Source organism: Pseudomonas sp. NFPP25 (assembly GCF_900116505.1).
Lineage (GTDB): Bacteria > Pseudomonadota > Gammaproteobacteria > Pseudomonadales > Pseudomonadaceae > Aquipseudomonas > Aquipseudomonas protegens.
Genome location: NZ_FPBG01000005.1, coordinates 480,084 through 496,929, shown reverse-complemented (window position 1 = coordinate 496,929; position 16,846 = coordinate 480,084). Strand labels below are relative to the sequence as shown.

Sequence of the window (16,846 nt, the reverse complement as noted above, 5' to 3'; positions counted from 1 at the left end):
ACTTAGCGACCGCGAACCGCTTGTTCCAGCTCGGCGAAGCTAGGACGGTGCGCCGGGTACAGAACCTTGCGCCCGAACTCCACGGCCAGGGACGGCGGCATGCCGGAAGCCGAGGCCACCAGCGACGCCTTGATGGCTTCGTAGACGTTCAGTTCTTCCTTGGCGTCGTGGGCCAGGGAGTGGGCCAGCGGGCCGAAGAAGCCATAGGCCGCGAGAATACCGAAGAAGGTACCCACCAGTGCCGCACCTACGTGCAGGCCGATGGACTTCTGGTCGCCATCGCCCAGGGAAGCCATGGTCACCACGATCCCCAATACCGCCGCGACGATACCGAAACCGGGCATGCCGTCGGCAATCCCGTTGACCGCATGGGATGGATGCTCAAGGTCTTCCTTGAGGCTGAACAGCTCCATGTCGAACAGGCCTTCCAGCTCGTGGGGAGCCATGTTGCCGGAGGACATGATGCGCAGATAGTCACAGACGAAGGCGGTCATGCGTTCATCTTTGAGCACCGCCGGGTACTTGGCGAAAATCGGGCTGGCCGCGGCGTCCTCGATATCGCCTTCGATGGCCATCATGCCTTCGCGACGACTCTTGTTGAGGATCTCGTAGATCAGGCCCAGCACTTCCAGGTAGAAGGTGTGGGTGAAGCGCGAGCTGAACATGCCCAGGGATTTCTTGACGACGTGCATCGTCATGTAGCCCGGGTTGGCCTGGAGGAATGCGCCAAAGGCTGCGCCGCCGATGATCAGCACTTCGAAAGGCTGGATCAGTGCCGCGATTTTGCCGTGGGAAAGCACGTATCCGCCGAGCACGCTCGCGAATACGACGATGATGCCGATAATTTTAGCCATAGGTAGGGGAGTACTTATTGAGTCGGGTTCAAGGTCATATTCGGAAGTTCTTAAAACTCTTCTTCTACTTATCGGCAAAACTGCGCCAGACTATAGCCAGTTAAGGCGAAAAGCCAGTTTGGCCCGCTCTGGGCGTGTTCACAGCAGACGATGATTGCGCCCGACCATGTCTAATGAAACCAGCGTCCCACATTCTCCGCCCGCCTCTCTCGACGCCTGGGTAAAGCTCCTCAATGGCGTGCGCCTGCCGGTGCCCCAGGCCAGCCATGACCGGGTCTGCCGCGCCATCGCCAACAACCGCAGCTCGCTGCGGGAGATTGTCGATCTGATGCAAAACAGCCCGGCACTGGCCTTGAGCGTGATCCGCGAAGCCAACCGGCATTCCCACGGCAGCATGAGCGAACCGGCGGAAAACCTGGAGATCGCGGTCAACCGCCTGGGCCTCAAGCGTACCGAGGAGTTGCTCGAGCAACTGCCGACGCTGCCTGAAGAGCAGATCCCCCAGGCATTGCGCCAGTTCCAGCTGATCAGCCAGCACGCCAGCCAGCAAGCCAATGGCTTCTTTGCCGGACGCCTGGCGCGACTCTGGCAGGACATCCACTGGGGCAGCCTGCTGTTTCTCTCGCCGCTGTGGGCCATGGCCCTGGTCTATCCCAAGCTGCTGGAAGAGTGGGAACTGCGGGTCATCTACAAGCACGAATCCGCACACGACGTTGAACTGCAACTGTTCGGAGTGCGACTGATGGAAATGTGCCAGGCCCTGGTCCTGGCCTGGCACCTGCCGATCTGGGTCCAGCAGGGCTATCGCCTGCTGACCCAGGAGCAGCACCTGCTGGCCAAGGTCATGCTGATTGCCCGCGACAGCGACAACCCGCTGCACCAGCAACAACGCCTGGACGCTGAACCGGATCTGCGGCGCTGGCTGAACCAGCCGGCCAACACTGTGTTGCTGGCCAACGGCCTGGCGCTGGCGGCGCAACAGTCCTGGAACAGCCCCCATGGCCGGCGCTGGCAGAACCTTACCGCTCTTTATCTGCAGATCCCCCTGGACCAGGTCCAGCAACAGTTGCACCAACAGGCAGCACAAAGCGCCCGCAACGACACCCAGCCCGATCTCTGGCACCCGGCCCAGGCCCTGCTCTGGCCTTGGGATGCCCGACGCCTGCATCACGGCGAGCAACCAGCCCCGGCGCCCACCGCACTGGAACTGGCCAAGTGGCGCAAGCTCTGCGGCGAACTGTTGCTGGACCCCAGCCCCTTTACCAACGCCGTGCACCTTACCGGCTTTGCCCGGGATGCCCTGGCGGCGTGCGGCATGCATCGGGTCATGCTGCTGATGGTCGATCGCAGCCTGAGCCACCTGCGAGTGCAACAGCTTTACGGCCTGCCCAGGGAAGCGGCCAGCCTGACCCTGCAGGCCAAGCAGAGCCCGCTGTTGCAACGCCTGCTGGAAAAATCCGCGCAGATCCGCCTGACCCCGGCCAACCGGGCCCAGTTCGCCCCTCACCTGCCAAGCTCGCTGCGCCAGCTGTTTCGCGGCGAACACCTGCTGATCCGCTCACTGTCGTGCAATGGCCGGGTACTGATGCTGGCGATCGCCGACCAGGGCGGCGTGCCGTTCTCGGAAATCAGCGTCCAGGCCTTCGGCAAGACCGCCCAGTGCATCGAAAAAGCCTTGCACAGCTTTACCAACCGCAGCCAATGACGCTTGCGCTACAATCCTTCCCTTTGCGCCCTGGGGACCTGACATGTCTGACTTCTCTGGCTTGCCGCTGGTCATTGAACCGAGCGACCTGCTCGCCCGCCTGAACGCCCGCGAACTGATCCTGGTCGACCTGACCAGCGCTGCCCGCTATGCAACCGGGCATATTCCCGGGGCGCGCTTCGTCGACCCCAAGCGCACTCAGCTGGGCCAGGCGCCGGCTCCCGGGCTGCTGCCGCCGCAAGCGGCGCTTGAAACGCTGTTCGGCGAACTCGGGCACAACCCGGACGCGGTCTATGTGGTCTACGACGATGAAGGCGGTGGCTGGGCCGGGCGCTTCATCTGGCTGCTGGACGTGATCGGCCACCACCGCTACCACTACCTCGACGGCGGCCTGCCGGCCTGGCTGGCGGAAGGCCTGCCCGTGTCTACCGAAGTGCCGGCCGCGGTCGGCGGCCCCGTGGCACTGGCCCTGCATGATGAGCCCACCGCCACCCGCGAATACCTGCAAAGCCGTCTCGGCGCGGCGGACCTGGTGATCTGGGACGCCCGCGGACCGCTGGAGTACTCCGGCGAAAAAGTCCTGGCAGCCAAGGGCGGGCATATCCCCGGCGCGGTGAATTTCGAATGGACCGCCGGCATGGATCAGGCACGCCACCTGCGCATCCGCCGCGACATGCCACAGATCCTTGCGGACCTGGGCATCAGCAAAGACAAAGAAGTGATCACCCACTGCCAGACCCACCATCGCTCCGGCTTCACCTATCTGGTGGCCAAGGCGCTGGGCTACCCACGGGTCAAGGGCTACGCCGGTTCCTGGGGCGAATGGGGCAATCATCCCGATACGCCCGTAGAGATTTAAGGTTTTTAAGGACACCCAATGAAAAAGCGTTTGTTCATCATCAGCCAGTACCTGCTGCCTCATCACCTGCTGTCGCGCCTGGCCGGCTGCATTGCCGAGTGCCGCGTGCGCTGGTTCAAGAATGCCTTCACCCGCTGGTTCGCCAAGCAGTATCAAGTGGATATGTCCGAGGCCCAGGTCGAGGACGTGACCGCCTACGAGCACTTCAACGCCTTCTTCACCCGCGCCCTCAAAGACGGCGCGCGGCCGCTGGACCCGACCCCGGGCGCGGTGCTCAGCCCTGCCGACGGCGCGGTCAGCCAACTGGGCCCGATCGAACACGGCCGAGTGTTCCAGGCCAAGGGCCACAGCTACAGCGTGCTGGAACTGCTGGGCGGTGACCCGGCCCTGGCACAGCCGTTCATGGGCGGCGACTTTGCCACCATCTACCTCTCCCCCAAGGACTACCACCGGGTGCACATGCCCCTGGCCGGCACCCTGCGGGAAATGGTCTATGTGCCGGGCCGGATCTTCTCGGTCAACCAGACTACCGCTGAAAACGTACCCGAGCTGTTCGCACGCAACGAGCGCGTGGTGTGCATCTTCGATACCGAGCGCGGCCCGATGGCGCTGGTGCTGGTGGGCGCGATGATCGTCGCTTCGATCGAAACCGTCTGGGCCGGCCTGGTAACGCCGCCCAAGCGCGAACTCAAGACCGTACGCTACGACGAAGCCGCCCGCGCTCCGATCCACCTGGAGAAAGGCGCCGAAATGGGCCGCTTCAAGCTGGGCTCCACGGCCATCGTGCTGTTTGGCCCGAACCAGGTGCAGTGGGCCCAAGAGCTGGCTGCCGGCTCGCCCGTACGGATGGGCCAGGGCCTGGGCCTGCCCAAGGCTTGAGGCCTGAATGCCGGACATAAAAAACGCCGCTGATCAGCGGCGTTTTTTATGGGCGGGGATTTTCCGGCGGCTCAGAGCTGCCCGTCGCGGTCACGGAACCCCAGCAGGTACAGCACGCCATCCAGGCCCAGGGTCGAGATCGCCTGCTTGGCCGACTGCTTGACCAGCGGCTTGGCGCGGAATGCCACGCCCAGGCCGGCAATGCCGAGCATCGGCAGATCGTTGGCGCCATCGCCGACAGCGATGGTCTGCTCCAGGCGCAGGCCTTCCTTGTGCGCCAGCTCACGCAGCAGATCAGCCTTGCGCTGGGCGTCGACAATCGGCTCCACCGCCACGCCAGTGACCTTGCCGTCCACCACTTCCAGCTCGTTGGCGAACACGTAGTCGATACCCAGCTTGGCTTGCAGCTGCTTGGCAAAGTAGGTGAAGCCGCCGGAGAGGATCGCGGTCTTGTAGCCCAGGCGCTTGAGTTCGGCGAACAGGGTTTCGGCGCCCTCGGTCAGGCGCAGGGAGGCGCCGATGGCGTCCAGCACATTGACGTCCAGGCCCTTGAGCAACGCCAGGCGCTCCTTGAAACTGGCGCGGAAGTCCAGCTCGCCGGCCATCGCCCGCTCGGTGATTTCCGCGACCCGATCGCCGACACCGGCCGCCTTGGCCAGCTCGTCGATGACTTCGGCCTCGATCAGCGTCGAATCCATGTCGAACACCGCCAGGCGCCGGTTACGGCGGAACAGCGAGTCTTCCTGGAAGGCGATATCGACGTTCAGCTCCTGGGCCACGCTGAGGAACTCGGCCCGCAGGGCTTGCGGATCGGCGGCTTCGCCACGTACCGAGAACTCGATGCAGCCCTTGCCCTGGTCGGCAGGCATATCCAGGGGCATGCGCCCGGACAGGCGATCGATATGGTCGATGTTCAGGCCGTACTTGGCGGTGATGGAGCTCACGCGCTGCAACTGTTCGGCGGTAACCTTGCGCGTCAGCAGGGTCACGATATGGCGCTTCTTGCCCTGCCCGGCGACCCACTGCTGGTAATCCTGCTCGGACACCGGCGTGAAGCGCACCTGCTGGTCGAGCTTGTAGGCGGTGAACAGGATGTCCTTGAGCACCGACGAGCTCTGCTCGTTGCTGGGAATTTCAACCAGGATGCCGAACGACAAGGTGTCGTGGATCACCGCCTGACCGATGTCGAGAATGTTCACACCACCCTGGGCCAGAACGCCGGTAATGGCCGCAGTCAGACCGGGACGATCTTCGCCGGTGATGTTTATCAGGACAATTTCGCGCAAGGCGCACCCCCGAGGTGGAAAAAAAGCGCATTCTACCCACTTTCGGTGACCATCGGGCACAGCCAGCGCTTTGCCGGTCTAGGGCCTGTCGCTATACTGCGCGTCAACTTCACGGACAAAAGAGCCGAGCTCAGTGAACCGGCCCACGCCAGTTAAAACCGATAACTTCTTCCTGCTGATCTTCCGTGCACTGCGCCACCGCCGTGTGCCGATTGCATTGCGCATTGCCAGCCATAACGTGATCCTGGTCGCCCTGGCCCTGGTGATCTATGCCGGCGTGATGGGCCTGCAGTTCAAGCAAGCCATGCACGAACAAGCCGACGCCCTGGGTCAGAGCCTGACCACCCAGACCGCCACCTCGGCCACCGAGCTGCTGGTGTCCAACGACATCCTCAGCCTCAATGTCCTGCTCAACAATCTGACCAAGAACCCGCTGGTGGCCCACGCGGCCATCTACAGCGTGGACAACCGCATCCTCGCCGAGGCCGGCCAGCGCCCCAAGAGCAGCCTGCTGGGTGAAACCGAGGGCGTGTACCAGACCAAGATCACCTTCCAGGACGTGACCGCGGGCAACCTGCGAATCAGCCTGGACATGGCGCAATTCCAGCAGCCGATGACCATCAGCCTGCAAAGCATGGGCATCCTCAGCGCCATCCTGCTGGCCCTGGCCCTGGCCTTGAGCCTGCGCCTGGGGCGGCACATCTCGACTCCGCTGCTGCAACTGCGAGTCTGGCTGCGTGACCTGGACGAACATACTCCCGCCACCCAGCGCCAGGACGAAATCGGCGATCTGGCGCGTCAGCTGCATGCCCGCCTGGTGCCGGAAAAACCCGAACCGGCACCGCAGCCCGAGGTTGAAGTGCAAGACGACGAGGACGATGAGCCGGCATTCGAAGTGCGCAACCTGCGGGACCCGAGCTTCGACGAAAGCGCTCCGGTAGCAGGCCTGAAGCCTGCACCCCGGCACCTGGTTCACGCCGAAGAAGATGAACTGGACGAGGAAGACCCCTTCGCCGACCTGCGGGACAGCTCATCGACGCCTGCTGCCAAGCCACAACCGCAACCACAGGTTCCGGCCCAGCCCCAGCACAGTGCGGTACTGGCGGTGCAACTCGGTGCCCAGGAGCAACTGCGACGCCTGCCCCGCGCCCGCCTGATGGAACTGCTGGAACGCTACCGCGATTGCCTCGACCAGGCCGCCTCGCTGTACCAGAGCGAACTGCATACCCTGAACGATGGCAGCACGCTGATGCTGTTCCACAGCGAAGACAGCGGTGACGACTACCTGACCAACGCCATCTGCTGCGGCGAGTTGCTGCGCGCCCTGGGCCATGCCTTGCAGATCGAAGTGGCGGACAGCGGCATCACCCTGCAACTGCAACTGGGCCTGACCCTGGGCGACGAACTGTTCGGCCTGAGCCAGATCGACCTGCTGCTCACCGAAACCGCTCAGGATGCCCTGGCCCTGTCCCAGCACAGCCGCAACCTGCTGCTGGTGGAGCGCAAGGTCAATGACGACCCGCTGCTGCGCCAGCGGGCACGTATCCGCCCGATCGCCAGCCCGGAAGGTGCCTGCTGCGTGGAACGCCTGATGGAGCCCTACCCGTCGATGCTGGAGCGGCAACTGGCACGCATGCATGAAACACGGGCCAAGCTGTAAGGCTGACCCGCAAAAAGAAGCCCGCCCAGTGCGGGCTTTTTCATGAGCTTTGTGTAGCCGCTGGCGCAGCCTGCGACAAGCCCCGCAGGGGCTTCAACGCTGGTGATATCGCTGCGTGCCTGCGGCCCGCTCGCAGCCTTCGGCAGCGGCTACAGGAGATTGCGTTGGCCAGAGCCAGAAACGACAAGGCCCGCTGTTGGGCGGGCCTTGTCTCGCGGCGTGTCAACTCAGAACCTGAACACTTCCATATCCGTGCGGATCGGCGTGGCCATCGGGATCTTCGGTTGCTTTTCCTGCTCGGCAGGCTTGGGCGCAGGAGCCGGGGCCGCCTTGCGTGGCACCTCCGCCACCGCCGGCTGATTGGCCAGAGGCTTGAGGGCACCCGACAACTGTTCCGCCAGACGCTGCAACAGCACGCCCTGGGCCTGGACCTGGGACGCCGTGGTTCCCGCGTGCTGCTCCTGCAGATGAACGATGCGGTTGTCCCGCACCTGGCCACGGCGGTCGATCAGGCGCCATTGCGCATCCAGCACCGCCGGCTGCGACTTGCCTGAATCCAGGCGAGTGATCGACAGCAGCACCTGGACATCCGGAGTGAAGCCGCTGGTGGCCGGAGCCAATACAACCCGCTGGCTGTCGAGATGACCGGCCACCTGGCGCAACAGCAACTGGTCGATGTCCGAAGACAGACTGCCGGCCCAGCGACCATCAGTGGAGGCCTGCAGGCTGCCATCATCCTGACGCTGCAGGAGGGTTTCACGTTGCAGGTAATCGGCGATCAGCACCGGCCCCAGCAATACCGACATGCCGGCACTGGCCGGCTGAGCTGGACTTCCGCTGTCCAGCTGATACAGCGACACCGGCTGGTGTACGCTGCAACCCGCCAGGCCAAGAACGCCGGCGAGCAAGAAAACAAGAGGAAGGCGCAGAGCAGTCATCATCCCATCCAGGTGGCGGCCACAAGGCTAGCCACAGTGTAAATACTCAAAAAAACCTGAATAACGCCCGGCCACGCCAGCGTTTGAAAGCGCATATCATCCGTGAATATGCGCCCTGACTCCAGTGTTGTAGCGTCGATCCTGCGCTTAAATCGCAGATCGAACGCTCTAGCCCGCCCTTAACTGAGAGGCTCTACCAACAACGCATCCACCCGCTGGAAGCCGCGAGGCAGTTTGTTGCCACGGCGCCCGCGCTCGCCTTTGTAGTGCTCCAGATCGTCAGCCTTGAGCGACAAGGTGCGCTTGCCAGCCTGCAGCACCAGGGTCGCGCCGTCCGGCAGCACCGCGATATCGGTGACGTACTCTTCGCGGCTGGCCACGCGCTCACCGGGAATGCCGATGATCTTGTTGCCCTTGCCCTTGCCCAGCTGCGGCAGGTCGCTGATCTTGAACACCAGCAGGCGCCCTTCGGTGGTCACCGAAGCCAGCCAGTTCTGTTCACGATCGGCCACTGGCCGCGGCGCCAGCACCTTGGCATTGTTCGGCAGGCTCAACAGCGCCTTGCCTGCCTTGTTCTTGGCCTGCAGGTCCTCGCCCTTGACCACGAAGCCGTAGCCGGCGTCAGAAGCGATCACATACAAGGCATCGTCATCCGGCAGCAGCACGCATTCGAACGTCGCACCCGGCGGCGGTGTCAGACGGCCGGTCAGCGGCTCGCCCTGACCCCGGGCCGATGGCAGCGTATGGGCCGCCACCGAGTAACTGCGCCCGGTGGAGTCGATGAACACCGCGAACTGGTTGGAACGCCCGGGCGCGGCGGTCTTGTAGCCATCGCCGGCCTTGTAGGACAGACCAGTGGCGTCAATATCATGCCCCTTGGCGCAACGCACCCAGCCTTTTTCCGACAGAACGATAGTCACCGGCTCGGTAGGCATCAGCTCGTTTTCCGACAGCGCCTTGGCCTCGGCCCGGGCGACGATCGGCGAACGGCGGTCATCGCCGTAGGTTTCTGCGTCTTGCAGCAACTCGGTGCGCACCAGCTTCTTCAGTTTCGCTTCGCTGTTGAGCAAGGCTTGCAGCTTGGCCTGCTCCTTGAGCAACTCATCCTGTTCGGCCCGCAGCTTCATCTCTTCCAGACGCGCCAATTGGCGCAGGCGCGTGTCGAGGATGTAGTCGGCCTGGATTTCGCTCAGGGCGAAACGCTCGATCAGCTTGGCCCGTGGATGCTCCTCGGTACGGATGATGTGGATCACTTCATCCAGGTTGAGGTAGGCAATCAGCAAACCGTCCAACAGATGCAGGCGACGCTCGACCTTGTCCAGGCGGAACTGCAGCCGGCGACGCACGGTGGTGACCCGGAACTCCAGCCACTCCACCAGCAGGGCCCGCAGGTTCTTCAACTGCGGCTTGCCGTCCAGGCCAATGATGTTGATGTTGACCCGGTAGGTGGATTCCAACTCGGTGGTGGCGAACAGGTGCTGCATCAACTCATCGGCGTCGACCCGGTTGGAGCGCGGGATGATCACGATGCGGCACGGGTTCTCATGGTCCGACTCGTCACGCAGGTCGGCCACCATCGGCAACTTCTTGGCCTGCATCTGGCCGGCGATCTGTTCCAGCACCTTGGCCCCGGAGACCTGGTGCGGCAGCGCGGTGACGATGATGTCGCCGTCCTCGACCCGGTACACGGCGCGCATGCGCACCGAGCCACGGCCGGTTTCGTAGATCTTCAGCAGGTCGGCACGCGGGGTGATGATCTCAGCTTCGGTGGGGTAGTCCGGGCCCTGGATATGCTCGCAGAGCTGCTCGACCGTGGCCTTGGGCTCATCCAGCAGGCGCACGCAGGCCGAAGCCACTTCCCGCAGGTTGTGCGGGGGCACGTCGGTGGCCATGCCCACGGCGATGCCGGTGGTGCCGTTGAGCAGGATGTTCGGCAGGCGTGCCGGCAGTACCAGAGGCTCCTGCAGCGTGCCGTCGAAGTTCGGCCCCCAGTCCGCAGTGCCCTGGCCCAGTTCGCTGAGCAGCACTTCGGAATAGCGCGACAGGCGCGCCTCGGTGTAACGCATGGCAGCGAAGGACTTGGGATCATCCGGCGCACCCCAGTTGCCCTGGCCGTCCACCAGCGTGTAGCGGTAGCTGAACGGCTGGGCCATCAGCACCATGGCCTCATAACAGGCCGAATCGCCGTGCGGGTGGAACTTGCCGAGCACGTCACCCACGGTACGCGCGGATTTCTTGTGCTTGGAATCGGCATCCAGCCCCAGCTCACTCATGGCGTAGACGATACGCCGCTGTACCGGTTTCAGGCCGTCGCCGATATGCGGCAGAGCACGGTCCATGATCACGTACATGGAGTAGTTGAGGTAGGCATTTTCGGTGAAGTCAGCCAGTGACCGGCGTTCTACGCCATCCAGGCTGAGATCAAGGGAGTCGCTCATGCGGGCCTCATTGGTTCGTAGTCTGGCGCAGCAGCATGCTGCCGCCGCGCTGAGTAAATTCAAGTTTTTTCAAAGCGCTCATGCCCAGCAGAACCTGGTCGCCGTCGAGCCCCGGCGCCACCAGCGCGGCCACGTCCCGCAGCACGATATCCCCCAGCTGCAGGAGTTCGATACGGGTCCGATAACCTTCGCTGCGCCCATTGGCCGTGCTCAGGGTGACCGGCGCACCGCGCTCCAGGCCCAGACGTTCAGCGAGATCCGCAGGTACCGAGACATCGGTGGCCCCGGTGTCGAGCATGAATTGCACCGGCCGCCCGTTGATATGGCCGCTGGCGACGAAATGCCCCTGACGATTGCCCGCCAGTTGCACTTCGATGTAACCCTCATGTTGTTGCGAACTGACGACAGTGTTGGGGTTCTCCTGGTGCGCTTCCCAGTCGGCAAAGAACCGCGTGGCCAGGAACAGCGCCGCCGCCCAGGCCATGATCAGCATCACCCGCCCGGCACTCTTCCCCGGTTGCTGGCTCACGGCTTGGCACTCCAGCCGCCTTCGGGAGCTGCAAAACGCCAGACGATCGGTCGGGCCTCGCCATCGGCGCGAGCACCGTTGTTGTTGTCCAGGCCAATCCAGGCGCCCTTGGCGTCCACCACCAAGGCTTCCGCCAACCCGTAGGGCTGTGGATAACGCCGATGCTCCACCAGTGCTTCGCCAGCATACGACCAGCACTGCTCGACCTTGGCGCTCAGCGCGTCCCGGCGACAGATCTGATAGGCGTTGCGCTCCAGGGTGAACAGCTTGCCGTCAAACAGCGACAGGTCGGCAAAGTCACGGGATACGGCCTTGGCGTTGGGCACCTGCTCAGGCTGCATTAGCGCCCCTGCTTCACTGAGCAGCACGCAACCGCCATCGCAGTCCCAGGTGGTCTGGCCACGCTTGATCAACAGCAGCCCGCGCCGCTCGCGTTCCGCCGCCAGCCAGATCCGATCCCCGGCAGGGTTGACCGCCAGCCCTTCGAACAGGGCATTGAAGTGCAGCAGCATGCCGCTGGCACGGGCTTCGCGCACCATGATCGGGGAAATCTTCAACCAGGCCGCCGCGCCTTGCGCCGGAACCTGCAGCACCGCGGCATGGGCTTCGCTGACCACATATTTGTTGCCGGCGGCATCACAGGTGATGCCCTCGAAATCCAGGTCGCCGCCACGCACGAAGGACGCCGCCCAGGTCCGCACCTTCAAGCCCCAGGGCAAGCCGGAATCCGGCACCGCAGGCACCTCGATCCCGACGGTCTCGGCCTGCCAGACAGTGTTCCGGGTATCGAGCCTGTAGATCTGCTCGTCGTCGCGATCGGAGACGGTCCAAAGCTCCTGACCACACAGCGCCAGCCCGGACAGATTGCCGCCGCGCATGCCTTCCACAGGATGCTCGGACAGCAGTTTCAGTTCGGGCGCCGGCGCGGCCACCACCGAGGTTGCCAATAGCGCCAGGGCCAGGGCAAAACCTCTGTGCATCAGGCTAGCACCTCGGCCAGGTTGCCCTTGGACTCCAGCCAGGACTTGCGATCACCGGCGCGCTTCTTGGCCAGCAGCATGTCCATGATTTCCGCGGTGGCCTCGACGTCGTCCAGGGTCAACTGCACCAGGCGCCGGGTGTTCGGGTCCATGGTGGTCTCGCGCAGTTGCGGCGGGTTCATTTCACCCAACCCCTTGAATCGGGTGACCTGTGGCTTGCCGCGCTTCTTCTCGGCCACCAGGCGGTCGAGAATGCCGTCGCGCTCGGCTTCATCCAGGGCGTAGTAGATCTCCTTGCCCAGGTCGATGCGGTACAGCGGCGGCATGGCCACGTAGACGTGACCGGCATCCACCAGCGGACGGAAATGCTGGACGAACAAGGCACACAGCAAGGTAGCGATGTGCAAGCCGTCGGAGTCGGCGTCGGCGAGGATGCAGATCTTGCCGTAGCGCAGTTGGCTCATGTCCTCGGCGCCCGGATCGACCCCGATGGCCACGGCGATGTTGTGCACTTCCTGGCTGGCCAGGACCTCGCTGCCGTCCACTTCCCAGGTGTTGAGGATCTTGCCGCGCAACGGCAGGATCGCCTGGAATTCCTTGTCCCGCGCCTGCTTGGCCGAACCGCCGGCGGAGTCACCCTCCACCAGGAACAGCTCGGAGCGCATCGGGTCCTGGCCGGCGCAGTCCGCCAGCTTGCCTGGCAGTGCCGGGCCCTGGGTAATGCGCTTGCGCTCGACCTTCTTGCTGGCCTTCAAGCGGCGCCCGGCGTTGCTGATGGCCAGCTCCGCCAGTTGCATGCCCAGCTCGGGGTTGGCGTTGAGCCACAGGCTGAAGGCGTCCTTGACCACACCGGAAACGAACGCCGCCGCCTCGCGGGAAGACAGGCGCTCCTTGGTCTGGCCGGAGAACTGCGCATCCTGCATTTTCATCGACAGGACAAAGGCAATGCGCTCCCAGACGTCTTCCGGGGCCAGCTTCAGGCCGCGGGGCAGCAGGTTGCGGAACTCGCAGAACTCGCGCATGGCATCCAGCAGGCCCTGGCGCAGGCCGTTGACATGGGTGCCGCCCTGAGCCGTGGGGATCAGGTTGACGTAGCTTTCCTGGACGCTGTCGCCGCCTTCGGGCAGCCACAACAGGGCCCAGTCCACCGCTTCCTTGTTCCCTGCCAGGCTGCCGCAGAACGGCTCGGCCGGCAGGCGTTCGAATTCACTGACAGCATCCACCAGGTAGGAGCGCAGGCCATCTTCGTAGTGCCACTCGACCTTCTCGCCGCTGGACTTGTCCTCGAAGCTCACCAGCAGCCCCGGGCAGAGTACGGCCTTGGCCTTGAGCACGTGCTTGAGACGGCTGACGGAGAATTTCGGCGAGTCGAAGTATTTTGGGTCCGGAGCGAAGTACACGCTGGTGCCGGTGTTGCGCTTGCCCACGGTGCCGACCACTTCCAGCTCGGTGGCCTTGTAGCCGTCGGCGAAAGTCATCTGGTATTCGTTGCCGTCGCGCTTGACCCGCACCCGCACCTGGTTCGACAAGGCGTTGACCACGGAGATGCCCACCCCGTGCAGACCGCCGGAGAACTGGTAGTTCTTGTTGGAGAACTTGCCGCCGGCGTGGAGCTTGGTGAGGATCAGCTCGATCCCGGACACGCCTTCTTCCGGGTGGATGTCCACGGGCATGCCGCGGCCGTCGTCGGACACTTCCAGGGAATGGTCGGCGTGCAGGATGACCTGTATCGACTTCGCATGGCCGGCCAGGGCTTCGTCGACGCTGTTGTCGATGACTTCCTGGGCCAAATGGTTGGGCCGCGTGGTGTCGGTGTACATGCCCGGGCGTTTGCGCACCGGGTCGAGTCCCGAGAGGACTTCGATGGCGTCTGCGTTATAAGAGCTAGCGCTGGGAGTGGCCATGGGTTCTCGTCGTTAGTCGTTCAATGAATATGGGGCGAAGGCTCACAGTGCAGTGAAGTCGATCGCCTGGTACTGATCGGCAGTGATGCCGGCAAAATTCAACATCGCCGGCAATTGTCCGGCAAAACCTTGGAAACTATGATCGCCGCCGGCCTGTATGCGCAAGGCGCAGGCGCGGTAGTAGCGCTCGGCGCTGCGATAGTCCAGCGTCTCGTCCCCGGTCTGCAACCACACCTGATAACGCTCAGGGTCCTGGGGTGGCGCCACTTCCAGCGCCGCCAGGGCCGCGACATGGTCGTGGGTCAGCTCCCAGGTCTCGTCGGTGTACAGGTTCTTCTGCGTGCCCAGATAACCGTCGAACATCCGGTGCGGGCTGACAGCAGGGTTGATCAGCAGGGCCTTCAGACCATAGCGCTCGGCAAGGTGAGTCGCATAGTAGCCGCCGAGCGAGCTGCCGACCAGCAATGGACGACCGAGTTCGGCAATCGCCTGTTCCAGCTGGCCAATGGCCTGGCGCGGATGGTGATGCAGGGCCGGCACCCGCAGTTGCCCGGCCAGGCCGAGCTGCTCCATGACCTGGCGCAACTGGGAGGCCTTGGTCGATGCCGGAGCACTGTTGAAGCCGTGGATATAGAGGATCGAACCGGACATGCGAGCTCCCTGTGCACCTGGGCAAAAGCCGCAGTTTACAGGGATGGGGCCAGGTTACGCAGCCGCTTCAGTAGCCTTCGCTACCGTAGTCGATGGTGAATTCATAGCCTTCGACCCGCTGCACGCCGGTTTCCAGCCGTCCATCGGGCAGCAGCCGCAACCAACGGTAGCCCGGCACCTGCTCCTCGACCTTGAAGTCGTCGCTCAAGGGCTCGAACTGGATGCAGGTGGAAGGTGAGGCCAATAGCCGCACGTCGCCCCGCAGGCGATCGATCTCCTGGTGAACATGCCCCCAGAGCACGGCGCGCACCTGGGGGAAAGCGTCGATCACGGCAAACAGCGCCTGGGCATTGCGCAGGCCGATGGGCTCCATCCAGGCGCAATCGATGGACACCGGATGGTGATGCAGGCAGACCAGGTGGTGCCGCTCTGGTGCTTCGCTCAGGGAGCGGGCCAGCAGTTGCAACTGCTCATCCTGCAGATAACCCGGTACCGAACCCGGCACCGCCGAGTCCAGCAGGGTGATGCGCCAGTTGCCGATGTCCACCACCGGGTCCAGCAAGTCACTGCCGCTGGCGGCCTGCTCCATGACCTGCGGTTCGTCGTGGTTGCCCGGCAGCCAGCGGCCTGGGGCGGCAATCTGTCGGGTCAGCTGACGAAAGCGCTGATAGGACTCCAGCGTGCCGTCCTGGGACAGGTCGCCGGTGGCCAGCATCAGGTCGATCCGTGGCTGCTGCGCCAACACCAGGTCGATGACCCGTTGCAGGCTGTCGGCGGTGTTCATGCCCAAGAGCGTGCCGTCCGTCTCGGCAAACAGATGGCTATCGGACAGCTGCACCAGCAACACGGGGTCGGCGGCAGTCAGTGCGGATACGCTTGGCACGGCGTTCTCCCGGAGCAAGATCACAAAGCGTGAAGAAGGGGGCAATTATGCTGGGGGAAGTGAAAAAGAGGAAACCTGGGAAGCGGACCCAGTTCACATCTAGCGCACGGCTTCGAACTCGTGACCGCAGGCCAGGCAGTGGCTCAGCCACTCGCCGAGGAACACGTTCAGCTGGGCCTTTTCATCAGGCTGGTGCATGAAGGCATTGGGATAGGGATAGATGCTGCGAAAACGCCGGGCATGTTCGGCACTGATGACTTCCGCCATGCGCGCGTCGTGATAGACCTGCACTTCCAGCTGCGGCACAGGCAGCCAGGGCAGGCTGTGCTCCTGGCGCACCTGCAAGGTGGTGGTATACGGGCAGGCCAGTACCACCTCCAGGGCCAGTACGCCGAGCATCTGGTCGCCCTGGGTCACGGCGATGCGCCGCGCCACGGGCTGGTTGCGCATGTCGGGCAGCAGTCGCATCAGCCGGGCGTAGTTGGCCTCGCAGGAAGCTTGCAGCCCCGCGAGATCCACCCGATAGCGGTCGCGTACCTTGTTTACGACCATAACCCCCTCACTTCCGCGCGATTGAGCGCCAGCCACTGCAAGGCAATGATGCTGGCGGCATTGCAAATCCGCCCGTCGCGCATGGCCTGCAAGGCATCCTCGTAGGCCATCACGCACACCCGAATGTCTTCCGCCTCTTCCTCCAGCCCATGCAGCCCACCGGCGGCGCTGCTGTCGCAACGCCCCAGGTACAGATGGACGAATTCGGTGCTGCCACCGGGCGACGGGAAGTACTGGGTCATCGGCCACAGCGCCGAGATGTCCAGGCCAGCTTCCTCCTGCGCCTCGCGGCGGGCAACCTGTTCCGGCTGCTCGTCCTTGTCGATCAGCCCGGCCACCAGCTCCACCAGCCAGGGCGAAGCCGTCTTGCCCATGGCACCGACGCGGAACTGTTCGATCAGCACCACCTCATCGCGCTGCGGGTCGTACGGCAGTACGCAGACCGCATCGTGACGGACAAAGACTTCACGATTGATTTCACGCCCCATGCCACCGGCGAACAGCTCATGACGCAGTTGCAGGCGATCGAGCCGGTAGAAACCCTGGAAACAGTTTTCGCGCCGGATGATCTCGACGGCACTCGGCGTGGAGTTGGCAAAGTCAGTCATAACAATCCTCGTGTACAGCATGTTCAATCCGAGGATCCCCCTCGACTTCGCGCCATCCTAACGCGCTCGCAGCTGATCATGCAGCCCCTTTACCCTCAGCGGGATAGACGGCGAGGGGCT

The 16,846-nt window shown here is 63.8% G+C and carries 15 protein-coding genes; 4 read left to right on the top strand and 11 right to left on the bottom strand.

All coding sequences use genetic code 11. The annotated features are described in order from the left end of the window. Positions 1–2: 2 nt before the first annotated feature. On the bottom strand, positions 3–854 hold the full coding sequence (motA, locus tag BM382_RS22170) for a flagellar motor stator protein MotA (RefSeq protein WP_011058928.1): 852 nt from the start codon (positions 852–854) through the stop codon (positions 3–5). A gap of 166 nt (positions 855–1,020) precedes the next feature. Here motA and BM382_RS22165 point away from each other — a divergent pair, with 166 nt between their 5' ends. From BM382_RS22165 to asd, 3 genes are read left to right on the top strand one after another with little or no spacing between them, the layout of a single operon-like run. Continuing rightward, positions 1,021–2,559, top strand: a complete 1,539-nt coding sequence (locus BM382_RS22165; protein WP_019093045.1) for an HDOD domain-containing protein — start codon at positions 1,021–1,023, stop codon at positions 2,557–2,559. A gap of 43 nt (positions 2,560–2,602) precedes the next feature. Then, on the top strand, positions 2,603–3,418 hold the full coding sequence (gene rhdA / locus BM382_RS22160) for a thiosulfate sulfurtransferase (RefSeq protein ID WP_015633933.1): 816 nt from the start codon (positions 2,603–2,605) through the stop codon (positions 3,416–3,418). 18 nt (positions 3,419–3,436) lie between these two features. Continuing rightward, positions 3,437–4,297, top strand: coding sequence for an archaetidylserine decarboxylase (gene asd / locus BM382_RS22155; protein ID WP_019093044.1), 861 nt, complete (start codon positions 3,437–3,439; stop codon positions 4,295–4,297). 71 nt (positions 4,298–4,368) lie between these two features. Here the strand turns inward: asd and serB are convergent, their stop codons facing one another. Beyond that, complete coding sequence (gene serB / locus BM382_RS22150; RefSeq protein WP_015633931.1) at positions 4,369–5,583, bottom strand: phosphoserine phosphatase SerB; 1,215 nt, start codon at positions 5,581–5,583, stop codon at positions 4,369–4,371. Between the two features lie 133 nt (positions 5,584–5,716). On the opposite strand from serB, the gene BM382_RS22145 reads away from it, so the two are divergent. Continuing rightward, positions 5,717–7,243, top strand: coding sequence for an AhpA/YtjB family protein (locus BM382_RS22145; protein WP_019093043.1), 1,527 nt, complete (start codon positions 5,717–5,719; stop codon positions 7,241–7,243). 227 nt (positions 7,244–7,470) lie between these two features. On the opposite strand, the gene BM382_RS22140 is transcribed toward BM382_RS22145, so the two are convergent. The 9 genes from BM382_RS22140 to BM382_RS22100 form a co-directional block, all read right to left on the bottom strand. After that, on the bottom strand, positions 7,471–8,181 hold the full coding sequence (locus tag BM382_RS22140) for a PqiC family protein (RefSeq protein ID WP_026019966.1): 711 nt from the start codon (positions 8,179–8,181) through the stop codon (positions 7,471–7,473). A 179-nt stretch (positions 8,182–8,360) separates the two neighbouring features. Beyond that, positions 8,361–10,619 (bottom strand): DNA topoisomerase IV subunit A, encoded by a 2,259-nt coding sequence (gene parC, locus BM382_RS22135; protein ID WP_011058921.1) that lies wholly within the window; start codon positions 10,617–10,619, stop codon positions 8,361–8,363. 7 nt (positions 10,620–10,626) lie between these two features. Further along, positions 10,627–11,148, bottom strand: a complete 522-nt coding sequence (locus tag BM382_RS22130; RefSeq protein WP_011058920.1) for a retropepsin-like aspartic protease family protein — start codon at positions 11,146–11,148, stop codon at positions 10,627–10,629. Then, positions 11,145–12,128, bottom strand: a complete 984-nt coding sequence (locus BM382_RS22125; RefSeq protein WP_072443908.1) for an esterase-like activity of phytase family protein — start codon at positions 12,126–12,128, stop codon at positions 11,145–11,147. The genes BM382_RS22130 and BM382_RS22125 overlap by 4 nt, the downstream gene beginning before the upstream one ends. Continuing rightward, positions 12,128–14,032: a DNA topoisomerase IV subunit B gene (gene parE, locus BM382_RS22120; protein ID WP_011058918.1), complete on the bottom strand. Its 1,905-nt coding sequence runs from the start codon at positions 14,030–14,032 to the stop codon at positions 12,128–12,130. Before parE ends, BM382_RS22125 begins: the two co-directional genes overlap by 1 nt. Positions 14,033–14,074: 42 nt before the next feature. Beyond that, entirely contained in the window at positions 14,075–14,683 is a 609-nt protein-coding gene (locus BM382_RS22115) for a YqiA/YcfP family alpha/beta fold hydrolase (protein ID WP_015633927.1), read from the bottom strand. A gap of 67 nt (positions 14,684–14,750) precedes the next feature. Next, complete coding sequence (gene cpdA / locus BM382_RS22110) at positions 14,751–15,566, bottom strand: 3',5'-cyclic-AMP phosphodiesterase (RefSeq protein WP_072443906.1); 816 nt, start codon at positions 15,564–15,566, stop codon at positions 14,751–14,753. Between the two features lie 99 nt (positions 15,567–15,665). Next, the gene (locus tag BM382_RS22105; RefSeq protein ID WP_011058915.1) at positions 15,666–16,118 is read right to left on the bottom strand and encodes a DUF1249 domain-containing protein; all 453 of its coding nucleotides are present in this window, start codon (positions 16,116–16,118) and stop codon (positions 15,666–15,668) included. After that, positions 16,109–16,726: an NUDIX domain-containing protein gene (locus tag BM382_RS22100; protein ID WP_011058914.1), complete on the bottom strand. Its 618-nt coding sequence runs from the start codon at positions 16,724–16,726 to the stop codon at positions 16,109–16,111. The genes BM382_RS22105 and BM382_RS22100 overlap by 10 nt, the downstream gene beginning before the upstream one ends. Positions 16,727–16,846: the final 120 nt, after the last annotated feature.